The organism is uncultured Desulfovibrio sp. (genome assembly GCF_902477725.1).
Taxonomy (GTDB): Bacteria; Desulfobacterota; Desulfovibrionia; order Desulfovibrionales; family Desulfovibrionaceae; genus Desulfovibrio.
The window spans coordinates 1-16,679 of record NZ_CABSIF010000009.1; the positions used below are offsets into that span (position 1 = coordinate 1).

Consider the following 16,679-nt stretch of genomic DNA (forward strand, 5'->3'; position numbering starts at 1 on the left):
AGAACATGGCTTTTATTTCTTCCGGGTACAATCCCGCAAAACCGATGGAAGGCCGTATCAGCGATATTGGCCCCCGCAAATATAATGAATTCTTTCCGCCGGTAATTGCCAGAAACTTTGGCAAATGGCTCTATCACGAGATTCTGGAGCCCGGCGTGCTCGTACACGTGGCCGAAAGCGGCGAAACATGCTACACGGTGCGCATTGGCGGCACCCGTACCATGTCCATCACCCACATCCGCGAGCTATGCGATATTGCCGACAAGTATTGCGGCGGCCATTTGCGCTGGACAACGCGCAGCAACATCGAATTCATGGTGGAAGACAAGGCCACCATGGAGGCTCTGCGCGACGACCTGAACAGCCGCAAGTTTGACGGCGGTTCGTTCAAGTTCCCCGTGGGCGGCACCGGCGCTGGCATCAGCAACATGGTGCACACTCAGGGCTGGCTGCACTGCCACACCCCCGCCACCGACGCCTCCGGCCCGGTCAAGGCCGTGATGGACGCCCTGTTTGAAGAATTTAAAGACATGCGGATGCCCGCCCCGGTGCGCATCGCGCTGGCCTGCTGCATCAACATGTGCGGCGCTGTGCACTGCTCGGACATCGGCCTTGTGGGTATCCACCGCAAGCCCCCCATGGTCGACCACGAATGGGCTGACCAGCTCTGCGAAATTCCTTTGGCTGTTTCTGCTTGCCCCACCGCCGCTGTGCGTCCCACCAAGGTGGAATACAACGGCAACAAGGTGAACTCCATCGCCATCAAGGAAGACCGCTGCATGTACTGCGGTAACTGCTACACCATGTGCCCCGCGCTGCCCATCTCGGACGGCGAAGGCGACGGCGTTGCCATCATGGTTGGCGGCAAGGTTTCCAACCGCATCAGCATGCCCAAGTTCTCCAAGGTCGTTGTGGGTTACATCCCCAACGAACCGCCCCGCTGGCCCACACTGACCAAGACCATCAAGCATATTGTGGACGTATACGCAGCCAACGCCAACAAGTACGAGCGTCTGGGCGACTGGGCTGAACGCATCGGCTGGGAAACCTTCTTCAAGCTGACCGGCCTTGAATTCACCCACCACCTTATCGACGACTTCCGCGATCCCGCCTACTACACCTGGCGGCAGAGCACGCAGTTCAAGTTCTAACAGCCCTGACCACCCCGCATCCCTCTGCGGGGTGGTCAGGACAATGAGGTTACCATGACGCCGGATCAACAAAAAATCGTTGATTTCATCAGCGAGAAAAATAAGACCAAATTTTACTTCAAAGATTTTCTGGATATTTTTCCTGAAAAAGGCCCTAGAGAAGTAAAAAAAATACTGACTTCAATGGTGCAATGCGAAGTGATGGAATTTTGGTCCTCAGGCAGTACAACCATGTACGGCCTCAAGGGGGCTGGAAAGCAAAGCCAGGCCGAGGGCGAGGGATAGGAAATGCCGTTCCTCCACAATACCGCACCTCGCTGAGCTGATCTGCACTGCAGGCAGATGACATGAAAGGCGAAGTTTCGGAGCACGCCATTGCCGCCGGAACTTCGCCTTTTTTTCATAGGGAACTGGGTGAATTAGTCGGCCCCGGAAAAATCCTTTGGCTCGTCAAAAAATATGGATGCCGGGCGGAGTTTATACAGATCAAACCGTTTGAGCCGGGAAATAAGGGTTGTTGGTTTTATCCCTAACAAGGCCGCAGCGCCCCGGTTGCCGTATATGAGCCAGTTTGTCCGTTCCAGCGCGGCTTTCAGATTGGCTTTTTCCATGTGCCGCATCTGCTTTTCCGTCAAAATCTTTTGCGGGCCGCCAGCAGATTCGCCGCAGGCTTTCTCCGCCTGCTCCGCTGGCCCGCAAAGGGCAAGATAGGCCAGGGCCTGCTCAGACCGCCCGGTGATGACCATTCTTTCAACAAAATTCTGCAATTCCCGGATGTTGCCCGGCCAGCTATAGTGCCGCAACCTGAGCATCTGTTCTTCCGACAGGTCAAAAGCGCAGCGACCATTTTTTTTACAAAAAACGCCGATGAAATGTCGCACCAGCAGGGGGATGTCTTCTTCCCGCTCATTAAGATTTGGCATGATGATGGGGAAAACTTGCAGGCGGTAATAAAGATCGTCCCTGAACGTTTTGTTCTGGATGGCCTGTTTCAGATTTTTATTGGTGGCGGCGATAATCCGCACATCAGTGTGGCGGCTTTTACCTTCGCCGACTCTCCTGAACTCCCCATCCTGTATGACCCGCAACAGCTTGCCTTGAAGCTCCAACGGAATCTCGGCAATTTCATCAAGAAAAAGGGTTCCGCCGTCAGCGAGCTGAAAAAATCCCATATGGTCATTGATCGCGCCAGTGAAAGCCCCCTTGGCGTGACCAAAAAATTCGCTTTCAAAAAGATGCTGCGGGATTGCGGCGCAGTTTATCTTGATAAACGGGCTGTTTTTTCTTTTGCTGTGCTTGTGCAGTTCATGGGCGACAAGTTCTTTGCCTGTGCCGGAATCACCTTGAATGAGTACGGTTGCTTCCGTATCGCCGACAATCTGAATCTGTTCGCGAATTTCCCTGATTGCGGAGCTTTCGCCGATTATGCCCGTAAACTTGCGCGCTTCGCAGAGTTCCTCGCGCAGGTGGGCGTTTTCCAGCTCTTTTTTCTGGTTGCTGGCATCGGCTATTTCAAAAAGACGGGCATTTGCAATGGCGTAGGCAATATGATCGGCAACCATGCGCAAGAGTTCAAGAGTGCCCGCTTCAAGCATGCCGCGCGAAAAAACTGCGATGACACCAAGGGTTTCCCCCCGGCAAACAAGAGGCTGCCCGGCAAAACTGATAATGCCCTCCCGCTCGATCCATCGCGGGTCGGCAATCCAGGGTTCTGTGCCGTCAATGCGGGCAACTTCAAGCGGTTTGTTGGTCAGAGCAATGGCTCCGACCTTTCTGCTGCCAAGAGGAAAGCGATAAAATCCAGACAGCTCCGTTTCTGTCCACAGCCTGGCGTCAATGCGGGATTTTCCGTAGCTGGCCTTGAGGTGCAGGCATCGCCCCCGGCCCGCGCAGATTGCATTGTCCGCACATGTGGGGCAGGCAGTGTCCGGTTCCACAAGCCATATGCGCACCAGCGCCGAATCGCGCGCGGTGCCGAGGCTTTTAACAGCCAGCGAAAGCACGTCTTCCACTGCGCGCTGCTGGGCCAGATCCAGAAGGAGCGTTTTGATGTCTCTGTCGCCAAGAATAATCATAGAGCGGGAGTATATAGCACAGGCCTGCACTCCGCAATTCCGCATGCCTGGGGCAAAGTAAAGGCGGGCAAGGCAGCGTCCCCAGGAACGCGCTCAATCGTTGTTTACAAACTATTGGCGTTCCGGAGGCGAATATGCTTTGCCCGCCCGGGCTTATTATCATGCTGATAAGTCAAGGAACGGCCCTTGCGGGCCGTTCCTCTCCATTATTTAAATTTTGATGTTATTTGCTTGGCGTCATCTCTAAGTTTAGCAATAAGTGATTCAAGAACCTGACTTTGCTGTGAAAGATCAACCAATGCTGTTGATATTTCCTGAAGCGCAGCTGATGTTTCGGACGTGTCCTGATCTGCTGTGGAAATGGATTTTGTTATTTCAGAAGAGGCCTGAGTTTGCTCATCCACAGCGCGTGCAATGGCCTGAATCTGACCGGCCATTTCATTCACGTGGAGCGTTATCTGGCTGATGGCTTCCCCTGTTCCCTCGGCCATGCCATTAACCTTGGAAATGGCTTCAACCGCCACATCCACGCCACTGACATTATTGCGGGTACCCTGCTGTACGGCCTTGATGGCATCGCCGACTTCCGTAACTGCCAACATGGTTTTTTCTGCAAGTTTGCGAACTTCGTCCGCAACAACGGCAAAGCCTCTGCCGGCATCACCCGCCCTTGCGGCTTCGATGGCTGCATTAAGGGCAAGCAGGTTGGTCTGGTCCGCGATATCGTTAATGACATTCATTATTTTTCCAATATCTTCGGCCTTTTGCCCCAGTTCGCTCATTCCTGTTTTCAATCCGTCTGCAATGGTTTGCACGGACTTGATGGCTTCAACCATATTACGGACTTCAGCAAGTTCTTTATTGGCATTGTTTTTTACAATTTCTGACGAAGAAGAAGCCTGTCCGGCATTGGTTGAAACCTCCAGAACAGATGTGTTCATTTGTTCCATGGCTGACGCAACAGTATTCATACTGTTTGACAGGCTTGAAGCAAAACGGCTGGACTGATCAACTTGCGCAGATATTTCCTGAGATGCTGAAGTTACTGAACCCACAACGCCTTCAAGCATATTGGCAGCTTCTACCATCCCCGATGCTCTGGATTTAATGGCATCGTCTCTCGCTTCGGCGGCCTCGCATGCATGTTGCTGCGCCCGAGCCTCAGATTCTTCGGCTTCTGCCGTTTTTTGCTCGGAAAAGAGGATCTTTTCTTTCAGGCGCGCTACCATGGCGGTCAAAGAGCGTTCCAGAGCTTGCATCTCGGCCTTGAAGGAACCCAGCGGCCGCGTGTCCAGTTCACCTTCAGAAACCTGCCGGGCAAATGTCTGAAGCCGCAAAAGAGGATTCACAAGGCTGCTGCGCATAATGAGCCATACCGCACATATAATTAAAATCAGGATGATAATTGTTGCTGTGCCAATAGCAACGGCAGCGTTCTGGGTTCGTTTAACGGCATCATCCAGTGAATAGATTATTTCAAACGCCCCATGGATTTCGCCTTCCTTCCAGCCCTCCTTGATGCCGCCAATGGGATCTGGCGCACCCTTTGGGTCACCATGGCAGTACATGCACTCTGCAGTCAGGGCTATTGGCTTGAAATAATGGATGGCATTTGGCTGCCGCACCACAAGCTCTGCGAGCCCCTGCGACTTTATTTTATCCAGGGCGGCTCTTTCCAGCTCGTTGGGCGTGTTCTCTGGATTACGCGGAGAGTATTTGGGCACACGAAATTTGTACCCCAATTTGTCGGCATTTTGCCGCGCCATTTTTATGGCCGTAATGATAGGTACAGCATCAACGAGTCTGTCGCGTGAAATTTCATCCAAGGGTTTGATGATTCCATTGAACTTCAAAGCCATTTCCAGGCGGGCAGATTCGGCCATGCTTACAATGGCGTGCGCTGAATCAAGAACTGCCTCCTCCTCCGAATTCCAGATACTTTGCATTGCGTATGCAAATACCAAAATAGCAAGAAGAGCTGGTCCCATGATCGAAAGAAGCAAAACTTTCAGCTTGATACTCATAAGCCCCCCACAATTGCATGTTCAAGATAAATGGAGCATCAAATTGGGATCAGTAACTATGCTTGTCCATAAGAATAACGATGCAAACACTACGCGAAAGTATGACACCCCTGTGGGTACTTTCGCCTTTAGCTCAAGAACAAAAAAGCATAGCAAATATAAACAACCAAATTCGTGCAAAGTCAAGATGTAAGGCTGTATTCCAAACCATATCGACACAAAATAAAATTACGTTAGAAATAAAAACATTTTTATTATGCAATAGTTTAAAATTATAATTAAATTTAACCATTACAGCACATAACACTAAACACCATACTCAATTCATATGCTTTTTAAATCTATAGCATACTACCTAACTAGCCGCAGCATATTCAATTCATTTTTAGCAACAATAAACTATTCTCCACACATGCAATCGACAGAGCAGACAACTTATCCATACGATATCTGACAATGACATAGAATATTTGCAATCACATAACACGGTTACGACTAAACAAAAAAGCGCCAGTATTGCTCTCAGCGCGCCAAGGCAGAACCCCCAAGGGCATGCTGCCCACAAATAAATTCTTAAAACGAAAATCCCGCGGCCCTTGTGCGCACCTTGCCGCCTTGTACAGCCCCTGCTCAAAGAGATTCAGGGGCATTCTCCGAGTTTAAATTGAGGCGTAGAGACACCCTGAGCGTCAGCAGGACATTGGGATGACAGCAGTTCAATATCTGGCGATTCTTGCACAGGAATGAAACGTAACAGATCCGAAGAGCAGATTATTGGGATATATATTGCGGAAAGCTGAGGTAAGAGAGCGCGTTGTCGATCTGTGATTTCTGATGCGGCCTTTTACAAATGGCGCAGCACATTCTGTAGTGGAATGAATCTCTGATAACTTACAAATGAGATACGAAGTTTTGCAATGTTGTCAAAAGTGCAATTATCACAAATTATTAGCGTAACAACATTGAATGTAAGGCGTTATTCTTGTTCGCATCTTAAGCTATATCGCTGCAAAACATCATGCGCATTGCCCTGCATGACCACACGCCCCTTATCCATCCAGATAATAATATCACACAATTCAACAGTTGTCAGACGATGTGCAACAATGATGCACGTTATATTTTCTGAAAGGCTATCAATAGTATGCTGTATGCTATCTTCATTAGACTGATCCAATGCACTCGTTGCTTCATCAAAAATAAGGAGCTGAGGATATGCATACAGCGCGCGATTGATACACGCTGCGCTTGCCCTCCAGAAAGACCTGTTCCATTTTCGCCTATTGACTGGTGCACTCCCAACGGATGAGTGTCGAGGAAATCAATTGAGGCCTTGCGCACGCTAAAAGGACTTCCTTTTCGTCCCAAGTCATTTTCCACTGGCTGAAGGCGACATTTTCCGCCAGGGTACCAGCAAACAAAAATGGGGGTTGAGGCACATAGCCAATTCGCATTGCAAAGGCAGCCTAACCGTAGGAAAAAGTCCACGGATGGCATGTCAATGCGTTCAAATGGGCCAGATTCTCCATGGAAGACATCAACTGGATATTTTGATTAAGGATATTAATGTGCAAGCGACGAGCACTTTTAAGATACGATACTTCCTGACTATTGACATGGTTAAATACTTTTGCGGCATGGCATTCTGGAGTATGCACGAGCAATCTTTCTGGCGTAGAGAACAAATGCATTAATTGCTTAAAAGTATAAATAATCTCTTCATTGGGGAAATAAGGATATTTCGCCAACACATTATGCCCTGAAAAATAGACAACTAAAACTTTTCTGTCGTTCAAGTAAGTTACGAGACATGCTGGCAATATTCAGAATTTAAAAAAGACCACCTGATATATTCAAAATGCTTCGCGGAAAGAGTAACACACCAAGACAGCTCCTGATTGAGGAGAATGCCGCGATAGCATGGAACTGCGTTGAAGAAAATCCATGCGAATTTTCTTACATTGAGAGAATAAAAAGAATGCATTCTGACAACAGGGCCCAAAATGGCGGCGAACCTTGCCGCCCAACACCATCAATCTATGGATAAAAGGCAAACTCATTGCTGGCCTTGAAGGATTTGGTTTTTCCACCGCCTCAACACTGAACCCGATCATATTCATCAGCGTATAGAAGCAAAGACACGCACAGGCCGGGTTCATCAGCAGCGAACATGCGGAAGCACATGGCTTCGAGAGCACCTTTTCCACAAGAGTGTCATTATTCACCCAGCAAGCATCCGCCCCAAAAGATAACGCAAACTGGTACCAGCATTATTTCCTGCAGCATAGCCCATTATACTTCATACATATTAACGAATACCGAGAGGCATCAACGATGGCAGACATTGCATACTTAACGTTATGCTTACCGATGGGCAGAGAATGTTTTCTGTTCGGCCATTTCCACGCTCCTCCATCCAGTGCAGGAGCTCGTCAGCAGAAGCGCCTGGGAGAGTCATTGTCCACAATCACAATATGTGCAGGCATCTCGTCCCCACACACAGAGTGTCAGCACATGTCAGGGTGGCTTCCCAGTGTGAGTAATTTAAAATAATCACAGCTACATGATAATTCATAGGTCAGTGATCCAAGTTTATATCTTCCACACTACATAGAAGCAATCTGTGTCACCCCTAATAAAATGATTCCGCAAGGTAAATACATGTTTCTATCTCTAATAAAACACTTTTCATATCGTTGGTCACTTCTAATGTATTTTTCCCAAGTAAAAGATCTTTCCTCATATTCAATGCGCGGAACACCTAAAGTTTTAAGCAGCCCATAATCCATAGCTCTTAAAAAAGCCCAAATTTTATGGGGAGGCCAGTGGAGCTGAAGGATGCCATTGTTGGGGCGATCACACTTGAAATGCACAAGATTAATAGGTATTTTTGTCTGTTTTTGCGTTGCTACCGAACGAGAAAGTATTGCGGGTATTATTTTTTTGAAAGAATAAAACGCCAATTGGGATTGATTGCGAAGTAGCTGAAATGATTTTATTTCATCATCGAGGATCATTTGCTCTTGAAAAATAATTTCACCGGAATCAATATTTGCATCTACATAATGCCAAGTTATCCCAGTGGCTGCATCTTGATTAAATATTGTCCAAGCTTCAGCATGGACACCTTTATGAAATGGGAGCAGTGCGTTATGATAATTAATTATCTCAACATGATCTTTTTTTACAAAATCTTTATGAAAAACATATGTATTATTAATGCTAAGAACGAGAGTCGCCCGTCCCCCGATATCATCTTCCAGGCTTGCCTCTGACAACGGCTTAACCAATATTCCCAATCTCTGAGCGCGTACCTGGGCAAAGGGCAATCCAACAGCAGGCTCAGCAAGCAAAACAGGTTTAAAACCTAGCTGTTGAAGATATTGACAACATTGAACTGGCAAGCTTCCTTTGCCAACTACTTTAATAATATCATACATATTTTTCATTTAACGTCTCAACTGAATTTACATAAACAAAATATTAAACTGGCAACAAATTCCCATTACAATACCTATATAATAATTTTTTGTGACACAAGTGTTATTCAACTAGCAATTTTTCCACAGATATGAGTTCCACTGATTCAGCACAAACCTTAACAGAAGCTCATACTTTTAAGCATATTGTATACATTGAGTATCGATTAAAGATAGCTAAGTCCAGATAACATTACAATTTCTCGTTTTTCATTAGCTTTTTTTTAAAGTTACAAAAAATATTCAACACCCTCTCACGCCAATTACCTACTCGAAATGCTAATGGCAGCACTAAGAAACAAATTGATGAGCTGTAAGATTGAACAAAAAAACTTAAACCACACAGACCAGATCCTACCAGATATGAACTTTCGCAGATTCTTGGGAGACAATAGTAATCTAGTAATGCCCCAACTCAAAGCTTTGCATGATTTCAGCCCCCCCCCAAAAAAAGCAGAAATATGTTACGAAACCACGCAACCCAAAGAATAATTTTTTAGAGTATGGCCCCAAACGCACGGTCTATAATCGCCAAAAGCCCCCCCCCCCCCCCCCCCCAACATTTTTTTTTTTTTTCAAAATTTGTTTTTGTAATTTCACATTTAATAACCACCTCTAAACAAAAAATCAGATTGTCCCAAAAAACGCCATCGTACCCAAGATCGACCTTTTACAGGAGTAGCCCAAAGTGCCTTTGGGAGCACTTTCATTGGAGTCATCAAAACAGTCAGGATGCAGTGTCATCATATTTTAGAATTTGGCAGATAATTGCAGGGACGTCATCATATTTGATGTTTGATGAGGGCTTCTGCCGTGGCGTAATTTTAAGGGGCGGAGACGGAATAAATCTGCTGACAATTCTCAGCAAGGCGAAAAAAATTGTTTGTCTTGTCTTAGCAGGTGCCGCTCAATGAGAGTCATCCAACTAGCTGCAATGTTGTGACATCGCAAACTGTTCTCAAAGCAATGATTGACACTTTTAGTATAGGCATGCCCCAACCGGGTGGTGAAGAGGTCCATTGCTTCCAAGTTGCAATTATTCAGTGCAAAAACGCTAAGCTATGTACGCCAAGCGACAAGTCGAGTAAGGTAGACAGCCACCAAAGGCTGTGTCAAGTCAGCAGTTCGTCCAAAGGAGCAACCATCAGAAATACCAGTGTACCAGCCGCTTTGCCGTAACGTACTGCCGCGGTAGTATGTCCGTAGTACGATGGGTGCTGGAGGACACGAAGGGCTCAGGCCCCAGTTACTGAAAACAGACCACGCAAGGCAAGAGCGATTGCGAAATTTTTTTCATGGCCAATGTAAACATGAAGAATTTCCGCCCACGGTATTTTGTTGCCGGAAACGCACGTCAACAGACGGATGCACCTTTTCAGTTTTGGTACTTCGGCAACGCTAACAATCGTTCGTTTGCTCCAGCCGGCTTTGTCGCTCTCGCCTGTTTATTCTCGCAAAAGCAAATTTATACCAACACAAGGGCTGTACCACCAAGGAAGCTGACTGAACGGGGTGTGTGGCCTAGCAGACGGAGTTTTCACCGACAAGCCAGCAGCACCAAACGGATACTACCATTTCAGCAGGTGAATTTATCTAGGCACTTTCCATCATCCACGATAATCAACTGGGTGTTGAGAGATAATCAGATGCGCTTAGTGCTTTTTTCTACTAGCAGCCTAATTGCTTGCACAGAACAAAAATTTTCGGGGACGATGTCTAACGCTGATACTACAATCTTAAACTGCAATTCGAGTTCTGCTACCAACTGAACGATGTCAAAACTGTCCAAATACCCAGACTCAATAAAATTAACACCATCTTCAAACTCAAACGTTGGCTGCAATTCCTTAAGCATTTCAAAAATCAACTTATCCATAACAAAGCCTCTGTTAAATATTTTCTAACGAAAAAGTCCATGATCATAAGCCAATTTCACGCGCTGGATTACCGAAGACTTTCTCGCCCATATTAACCTTTTTTAACACAACACTGCCCACGCCCACGTAGGCACCGTCCTCAATAATCGCATGAGGTGCAACAGCCACATTCCCACCAATGAAAACTTTTTCACCAATTGCCACATGACCCATTATATTACTGTACGATGAAATGGTGCTATAGTTTCCAACAGTAACATCATGGCCAAGAGTGCAGGCCAAAAGTGTGCAAAAACTCCCAACTGAAATATTGACCGTCATGCCAAAACCGCCAAAAATGAGCGTGCCTTCGCCAATAGAGTTATGTTTTCCCAAGCCAGCAGAGGGATGAACAATCGTCTCAAAGACTGCGCCACGAGCTTTAAGTAACGTTGCAATTTTTTCTTTTGCACTTGGCGCGGCAATTGCCATAACAAGCACATCATTTTCTTGAGGAAAAAAATTCTTAATACTCCCGACAACACTGAGGTCACATGCCTTTCCATGCAAAGGATCGTCGGTATCGTCAAGAAATCCAACAATATTCCAACGTTGTCCTTGGATTGTCTGAATTTCATGTAACATTAACAAAGTTTCGCGGCCGCATCCTCCTGCACCTAATATATAAAGGTTCTTCATTGACTGATCCTAGGGACAATTGAATTATCAGATACATTGCCAACATTCTTGCGCAGCATAAAATGATGTATGGGAGAAGCCCATTTATATCCTATGCAATCAAACCCACTATCTGTGAATACGCTTATGGCTTCATCATACGAGTATTCATGAAAGTGTCCAAAGTTATTGATGACCATTCTTCTATTCCGTTGCTCTTCTGAAAGATCATCTGGGTAAGGCATTTCTCGATAACTATCTACGTTGTGGTGTACAATTTCCTGGGGAACACTCACAAAGAGATAACCATTATCCGTAAGCAAATTTCTTAATTTTTTCATGCTGTTTACAGGATTATATATAAAATGTTCCATTACCTGTGCGCAAACGATTATGTCATATTGCCCGCTAAAGCTATCGAGCTCAATGAAGCCATTGATGGTTTTAATATCATATTTTTTCAGCAGATTAGCAGAAGATTCTCTTCGCCACTCAGCCCAAAGCTGCTCTTCATTAGGGATCGTAATCCATGTAACATCAATGTCCATAAGCTTTTTCAAACTCAAAGACATTATTCCAATGCCTGCACCGACTTCCAGATATTTAATACCGCTCTTCTTTTTAAAAAATCTATAAATCCACATATATAAAAAGTCCCAATACCCCGCCCCTTCGAGAGAAGCTCTGCGGATATTCGCTATTTCATTCCAGTTTCCCAAAAAATTAATAGGTGAGAAAACTTCATTAATAGAATCAAAAAAAGCTTTTTGCATTAAATTATTACCGTTAAAATCTTTGGAAAAAGAATCATATACAATCCCAAACTCGTCAACTCCCTGGTATAGCAATAGTTTTATCACTGAGACATGCTCTGCATAATCACGCAAGGCTACTATAAAAAAATATGAATTTACATCTCTAAGAATCTCTTTGTAATTGACAACACTGATACCCATAAAGTCAAAATCAGCCTCATACTGCTGCACGTCACAAGCAATATCAACAGAAATTCCCGCATGTTTTAGTGCGCAAACCACAGCAAAAGACTCAGGCCTCCATCCCCAGAGAACAATTTTTTTCCCGCTCGCCTGCGCGGCCCCAATATCTTCAATGGAAAATTTGTCTGTCACAAGAATATATGTGTAAACATATGTTGTAACGCCTTTCCATGTGTAGGCGAGATGATTACTTCTCATTATTTGTCTCTTTGGTGCAGGAAGTAATTTCAAGTTTGCCTTTACAATTTCGGCAATACTCAAATGAATCAGGTTTAGACAAAACAACTCTCCTGTTTTTTGATTGAACAGCTTCCGTGAGAGTCATGTCCGCTATATTACCACAAGAAAGAACACCTTCATAATCCAAGCAACAAAAAGTGATGTCACCATTACTTAAAATGACAAGACTATGGGCAAATGTACATGAAAAATCATATGCAGGTGTTATATTAATCTTACATTCACCACCAAAGGACTGCTGTAAATATTCGGCATCAGGGGTAAAAATAAAAAACTTCTTCAATGTTACAAAAAAGTTGGGGAAAACTTCCCAGTTTAACCACGTGATGTGTTCAGGCAAGGAGTGAAAAAGGTCATTGGGAATATCCTCTCTCCTTCGATAGAGATAGTGATCTCCACGAGAAAAAATTTTCTTTCTACCATTATAAAAATTGGCATAACGCTCTCTCGCTTCAGGGTACATCTGTTCCAATTCTTCTCGCCACTTTTCCATAACATCCTGAAAAGCGCCCCATTCTTCTGCACTAAACCCCTTCCACAACTTATCATAAAAAAGATGTAAATCATACATAACATCCAGTCTTATCTGAATGTTATTCTCAAATCGTTCTTTACTGAAAACAATATTTTTTATTTTTTTCAAATATTCAGCGAAAGAAATATTTACACCTCTAAGCGACATACTGCGGTCCGATATCGTATGCAATGAGATTTCTACAAGACGCAAATTTTTATGTCGAAAGAGTTGTTGCTGCTTGGAAGCTGTTAAAAGCAAACCATTAGTCGTAATCCAATAATGAATATCATTCTGATCACATATTGTGAGATATTCATCAAATCGCGGATTTAAAAAAGGCTCACCAAGAGTGTGAAAAGTAATATCACAAGGTATACCTTTAAGTTCATCAAGGACCTTGAGAACATTTTCATGGGCCATATCTTGCTTTTTTCGCTTAAGAACCCCAATGGGGCAAAATGAACAGTTCATATTGCACCGGGATGTCAGCTCTAAAAAAACGCTACTAATAGGCGGCTCACAGGTTTGTACACTTGACATGAGCTGATTGGTGCAATTCAACATAAAACCCCCTTAAAACCGCAGATGCTCACCACCATCGACGTGGATATTTGCGCCTGTAATGTACGAAGCATTATTTGACAATAAAAAGTTAACAACAGTTGCCACCTGAACGGGTTGCCCAGGCGAAAGTAGAGAGGGATTCCAACTATCTGCAGATATAGGCTGCAGCAAAGGAGTATCCCACATCCGTGTTTGAAAAGAACCAGGCGAAATCGCATTAACACGAATCTGCGGTGCTAGGTCACGGGCAAGAGCAGAAACTAATGAATTAATTGCTCCCTTGCTGGCACAGTAATGGGGTTGATGTTTCGCCCCGATTGCTGCAGCAATACTACTCACAAGAACAATATTTTTAAGAGCTTCACCATTAACTTTGCGCTTGAGCAATGTACTGATAATTTCACATGCTGAAAAATAATTAACTTTCATGACCTGCAGGCCAACTGAATATTTTGTCTTAGACATGGGTAAAAGTTCGGTCATACCAGCAAAATGAACAAAAGACTCTACATTAACAGCATGATCGTTTAAAAAGGCTTTGACTGTCCCCCCTAAAGCTTCAACTTCAAGCAAGTCATAAGGAAAAAGCAGAACATTGTGCCCAAACTGAGTGCAGAAATCACCAACCGCCTTTAATCTATCGAGATCTCGACCAAGCAGAATGCAATCTCGCTCCTTAGCGATCAACTTTGCAGCTGCTTCTCCTAAACCAGATGTCGCACCAGTGATAAAAGTATAGGCCATTGCCACCCTCAAAATTTATTTATGGTTAAGCTGAGCCTCATCGTTTAACCTGAGTCTGTCAATTTTGCCATTAACGTTGCGTGGCAACTCTGAAGTACGAATATAAATTGAAGGCAACATGTAGCGCGGCAACTGCTGTAACAAGCTTTTTTTTAATTCGCTACTTTCTATATCATTGGCAGATTCAAAAAAAAGGACAATTTGTTGTGCAGCTTTATCGTAAATAGCACAACAGTTTTTAATATCACCTCTTGTACTAATAACTGCATGTTCTATTTCAGGGAGTTCAATTCGATACCCATGATGTTTGATCATGCTGTCTTTTCTGCCCTTATAAACAATATCACCAAAATCATTTTCATATACAATGTCACCAGTTCTATAAATCAATTCAGGGTAGCTAGTATTAAGGGGATTTTGAACAAAAGCTAATGCAGTTTTTTCGGGATCATTGTAGTATCCCATTGATAATGAGGATCCGCGGACGCAGAGTTCGCCTTCTTCTCCGCGCTTAGCCCGTCTCCCGTCATCAGTAATGATTACGACATCAGTATTTGGAAAAGGTTTTCCTATTGGAATCGGCTCATCATCATGCAAGGGACGATTAACAACGTAATATGTACAATCTAACGTTATCTCAATAGGACCATAAAAATTAATAAAAGTTGTTTGAGGCAGCATTTTGTACCAATAATTAAATTTTGCCGTAGGAAACACTTCTCCGGCAAACCAGACCATTCGAAGTGCAGGTAGTTTAACGCTGTTCAAAATATCCATATTAGCAATGTTGACCATAATCGTTGGCACCCAAAACAAAAAAGTAACGCTTTCTCGACTCAACAACTCAAGCAAACGAACAGGAAATGCTGCCAAGGCATCAGGAATCAATACAAGAGTGCTTCCCATAACCATAAGCATGCACAGTTCAAAGCTATATATATCAAAAACCAGTGGTGAAAGACTGCCCACAACCTCATTCCCACTCACAAGCTCCAACTCAACGACTCTTGCCGTAAAGTCTATAAAACTTCTGTGGTTTAAAATTACACCTTTAGGAGTGCCCGTAGAACCAGACGTATTGATCACGCACAACGGATCAGTATCTATAATTTTTTTACGCAAACCAAGGATTTCTTGCATTTCTGAATCAGCAAACTCTCTTGTCTCGCCAGACTCCGAAAGCAAACCATCAATTAAAAGAAGTGGGATATCATTCTGCGGCAACGTCCCCTTCATGGCTGTGGAGGTAATAATTAAACAAGGTCGTATTTGAGAAATAATATTTTGAATGCGCTCTTTAGGATTTTTAACATCAAGATTCATGTAAGCATTCGCACTGTATAGAATACCAATGTTGGCCACCACAGATTGAACGCTTTTAGGAAGATAAACAGCAATTATGACGTTTTTTTTCTTCAGCAAATGTGATATTTGTTTAGCAACAACGAGTGAATTAACGTATAATTGCTTGTTTGTAACGCGCTGCTCGCCATCAACAATAGCAACGCCTTCAGGACAAGATTGAACCCGCTGATCAAAATATTGAGATATATTGATAGGCAACATACTAGCTCTCAAAGTTTGAAATCCAATTTATTGCATTTTTCACCGCACTAAGCCAGTAATCCAAATTATGCAGACCGGGGCTAACCTCAGTGCTAACGTCAAGCCCATACCTTTGACACACGGCAGCCATGTTTTTTGTTTGTGCTAGACTAAGATAATCTCTATCGCCGCACATAAAATTAAAACGCGAACTGTTGGGCGTCTTGTGCATTAATAGACTCTCAATATCTGCTCCCGGCCGTAATTGCCCTTGCTCATCAAGCATGAGCCTATTCATAACTTTTTCACCCAGAATCTTGATAAAAGGACGTATAGTCCTGTCTTTCAGCGCCCTTTCATCCAAAGGCAATCTAGGATCATAAACGCCTGAAATGGCAGCAATAGCTGAGAAAGTATCAGGTTTCTTCACACCCCAAAGGGTTGCCCCAAAAGCCCCCATTGAGATGCCAATCAAAAAATTATCCTGAGGGGAAGAAGAAATCTGAAAATTTGCCTGAATACAAGGAAGTAATTCATCGCTAAGAAAATCAGATTGCTGTTCAATGCAAGAATTCAAAAAATAACCATTCCCCAATCCTGGGGAAATTAATGCTATATCTTGCCTATCAGCTTCACCTAACATCGACAGCTTATCTAAAAAAAAATTTTCATCTTCCATGGCAGGATGCAAGAGCCACAAAGCCTTGTACGGCGGATTCCCAGCCAAATGTCCGTATGGAAGAACAATATTGACCTTTACAGGTCTATAAAGAGTAAGCGAAGCTATTGTCATCTGCAACTTTATCAT

12 protein-coding genes are annotated in these 16,679 nt (G+C 44.3%); 2 read left to right on the top strand and 10 right to left on the bottom strand.

What is annotated here, in order from left to right:
* Positions 1–5: 5 nt before the first annotated feature.
* Together dsrB and RDK48_RS09605 are read left to right on the top strand one after the other, a co-directional pair.
* A complete protein-coding gene (dsrB, locus tag RDK48_RS09600) occupies positions 6–1,151 on the top strand; it encodes a dissimilatory-type sulfite reductase subunit beta (RefSeq protein ID WP_308587932.1) in 1,146 nt (381 codons plus the stop codon).
* Between the two features lie 54 nt (positions 1,152–1,205).
* Positions 1,206–1,436 carry a dissimilatory sulfite reductase D family protein gene (locus tag RDK48_RS09605; protein WP_298995816.1) on the top strand — a complete coding sequence of 77 codons (231 nt, stop codon included), beginning with the start codon at positions 1,206–1,208 and terminating at the stop codon, positions 1,434–1,436.
* A 134-nt stretch (positions 1,437–1,570) separates the two neighbouring features.
* On the opposite strand, the gene RDK48_RS09610 is transcribed toward RDK48_RS09605, so the two are convergent.
* The 10 genes from RDK48_RS09610 to RDK48_RS09655 all read right to left on the bottom strand — a co-directional run bounded on the left by RDK48_RS09610 (position 1,571) and on the right by RDK48_RS09655 (position 16,679).
* Complete coding sequence (locus tag RDK48_RS09610) at positions 1,571–3,256, bottom strand: sigma 54-interacting transcriptional regulator (protein ID WP_298995817.1); 1,686 nt, start codon at positions 3,254–3,256, stop codon at positions 1,571–1,573.
* 176 nt (positions 3,257–3,432) lie between these two features.
* Positions 3,433–5,250, bottom strand: coding sequence for a methyl-accepting chemotaxis protein (locus RDK48_RS09615; protein ID WP_298995819.1), 1,818 nt, complete (start codon positions 5,248–5,250; stop codon positions 3,433–3,435).
* Between the two features lie 2,606 nt (positions 5,251–7,856).
* On the bottom strand, positions 7,857–8,699 hold the full coding sequence (locus RDK48_RS09620) for a formyltransferase family protein (RefSeq protein ID WP_298995822.1): 843 nt from the start codon (positions 8,697–8,699) through the stop codon (positions 7,857–7,859).
* A 1,672-nt stretch (positions 8,700–10,371) separates the two neighbouring features.
* Positions 10,372–10,605, bottom strand: a complete 234-nt coding sequence (locus tag RDK48_RS09625; protein WP_298995824.1) for a phosphopantetheine-binding protein — start codon at positions 10,603–10,605, stop codon at positions 10,372–10,374.
* Positions 10,606–10,648: 43 nt separating this feature from the next.
* Positions 10,649–11,284, bottom strand: a complete 636-nt coding sequence (locus RDK48_RS09630) for a hypothetical protein (RefSeq protein WP_298995828.1) — start codon at positions 11,282–11,284, stop codon at positions 10,649–10,651.
* The gene (locus tag RDK48_RS09635; protein ID WP_298995833.1) at positions 11,281–12,459 is read right to left on the bottom strand and encodes a bifunctional 2-polyprenyl-6-hydroxyphenol methylase/3-demethylubiquinol 3-O-methyltransferase UbiG; all 1,179 of its coding nucleotides are present in this window, start codon (positions 12,457–12,459) and stop codon (positions 11,281–11,283) included. The genes RDK48_RS09630 and RDK48_RS09635 overlap by 4 nt, the downstream gene beginning before the upstream one ends.
* Positions 12,449–13,582, bottom strand: a complete 1,134-nt coding sequence (locus RDK48_RS09640; protein WP_298995835.1) for a radical SAM/SPASM domain-containing protein — start codon at positions 13,580–13,582, stop codon at positions 12,449–12,451. Before RDK48_RS09640 ends, RDK48_RS09635 begins: the two co-directional genes overlap by 11 nt.
* 9 nt (positions 13,583–13,591) lie before the next feature.
* The gene (locus tag RDK48_RS09645; RefSeq protein WP_298995837.1) at positions 13,592–14,326 is read right to left on the bottom strand and encodes an SDR family NAD(P)-dependent oxidoreductase; all 735 of its coding nucleotides are present in this window, start codon (positions 14,324–14,326) and stop codon (positions 13,592–13,594) included.
* Positions 14,327–14,341: 15 nt separating this feature from the next.
* Positions 14,342–15,892: an amino acid adenylation domain-containing protein gene (locus RDK48_RS09650; protein WP_298995839.1), complete on the bottom strand. Its 1,551-nt coding sequence runs from the start codon at positions 15,890–15,892 to the stop codon at positions 14,342–14,344.
* 1 nt (position 15,893) lies between these two features.
* A complete protein-coding gene (locus RDK48_RS09655) occupies positions 15,894–16,679 on the bottom strand; it encodes an alpha/beta hydrolase family protein (RefSeq protein ID WP_298995841.1) in 786 nt (261 codons plus the stop codon).

Bases quoted from the DNA above. Each gene is read 5' to 3' on its own strand.
- dsrB (WP_308587932.1), top strand. From the start codon at position 6: ATGGCTTTTATTTCTTCCGGGTACAATCCCGCAAAACCGATGGAAGGC.
- RDK48_RS09605 (WP_298995816.1), top strand. From the start codon at position 1,206: ATGACGCCGGATCAACAAAAAATCGTTGATTTCATCAGCGAGAAAAAT.
- RDK48_RS09615 (WP_298995819.1), bottom strand. From the start codon at position 5,250: ATGAGTATCAAGCTGAAAGTTTTGCTTCTTTCGATCATGGGACCAGCT.
- RDK48_RS09620 (WP_298995822.1), bottom strand. From the start codon at position 8,699: ATGAAAAATATGTATGATATTATTAAAGTAGTTGGCAAAGGAAGCTTG.
- RDK48_RS09625 (WP_298995824.1), bottom strand. From the start codon at position 10,605: ATGGATAAGTTGATTTTTGAAATGCTTAAGGAATTGCAGCCAACGTTT.
- RDK48_RS09630 (WP_298995828.1), bottom strand. From the start codon at position 11,284: ATGAAGAACCTTTATATATTAGGTGCAGGAGGATGCGGCCGCGAAACT.
- RDK48_RS09635 (WP_298995833.1), bottom strand. From the start codon at position 12,459: ATGAGAAGTAATCATCTCGCCTACACATGGAAAGGCGTTACAACATAT.
- RDK48_RS09640 (WP_298995835.1), bottom strand. From the start codon at position 13,582: ATGTTGAATTGCACCAATCAGCTCATGTCAAGTGTACAAACCTGTGAG.
- RDK48_RS09645 (WP_298995837.1), bottom strand. From the start codon at position 14,326: ATGGCCTATACTTTTATCACTGGTGCGACATCTGGTTTAGGAGAAGCA.
- RDK48_RS09650 (WP_298995839.1), bottom strand. From the start codon at position 15,892: ATGTTGCCTATCAATATATCTCAATATTTTGATCAGCGGGTTCAATCT.
- RDK48_RS09655 (WP_298995841.1), bottom strand. From the start codon at position 16,679: ATGATAAAGTTGCAGATGACAATAGCTTCGCTTACTCTTTATAGACCT.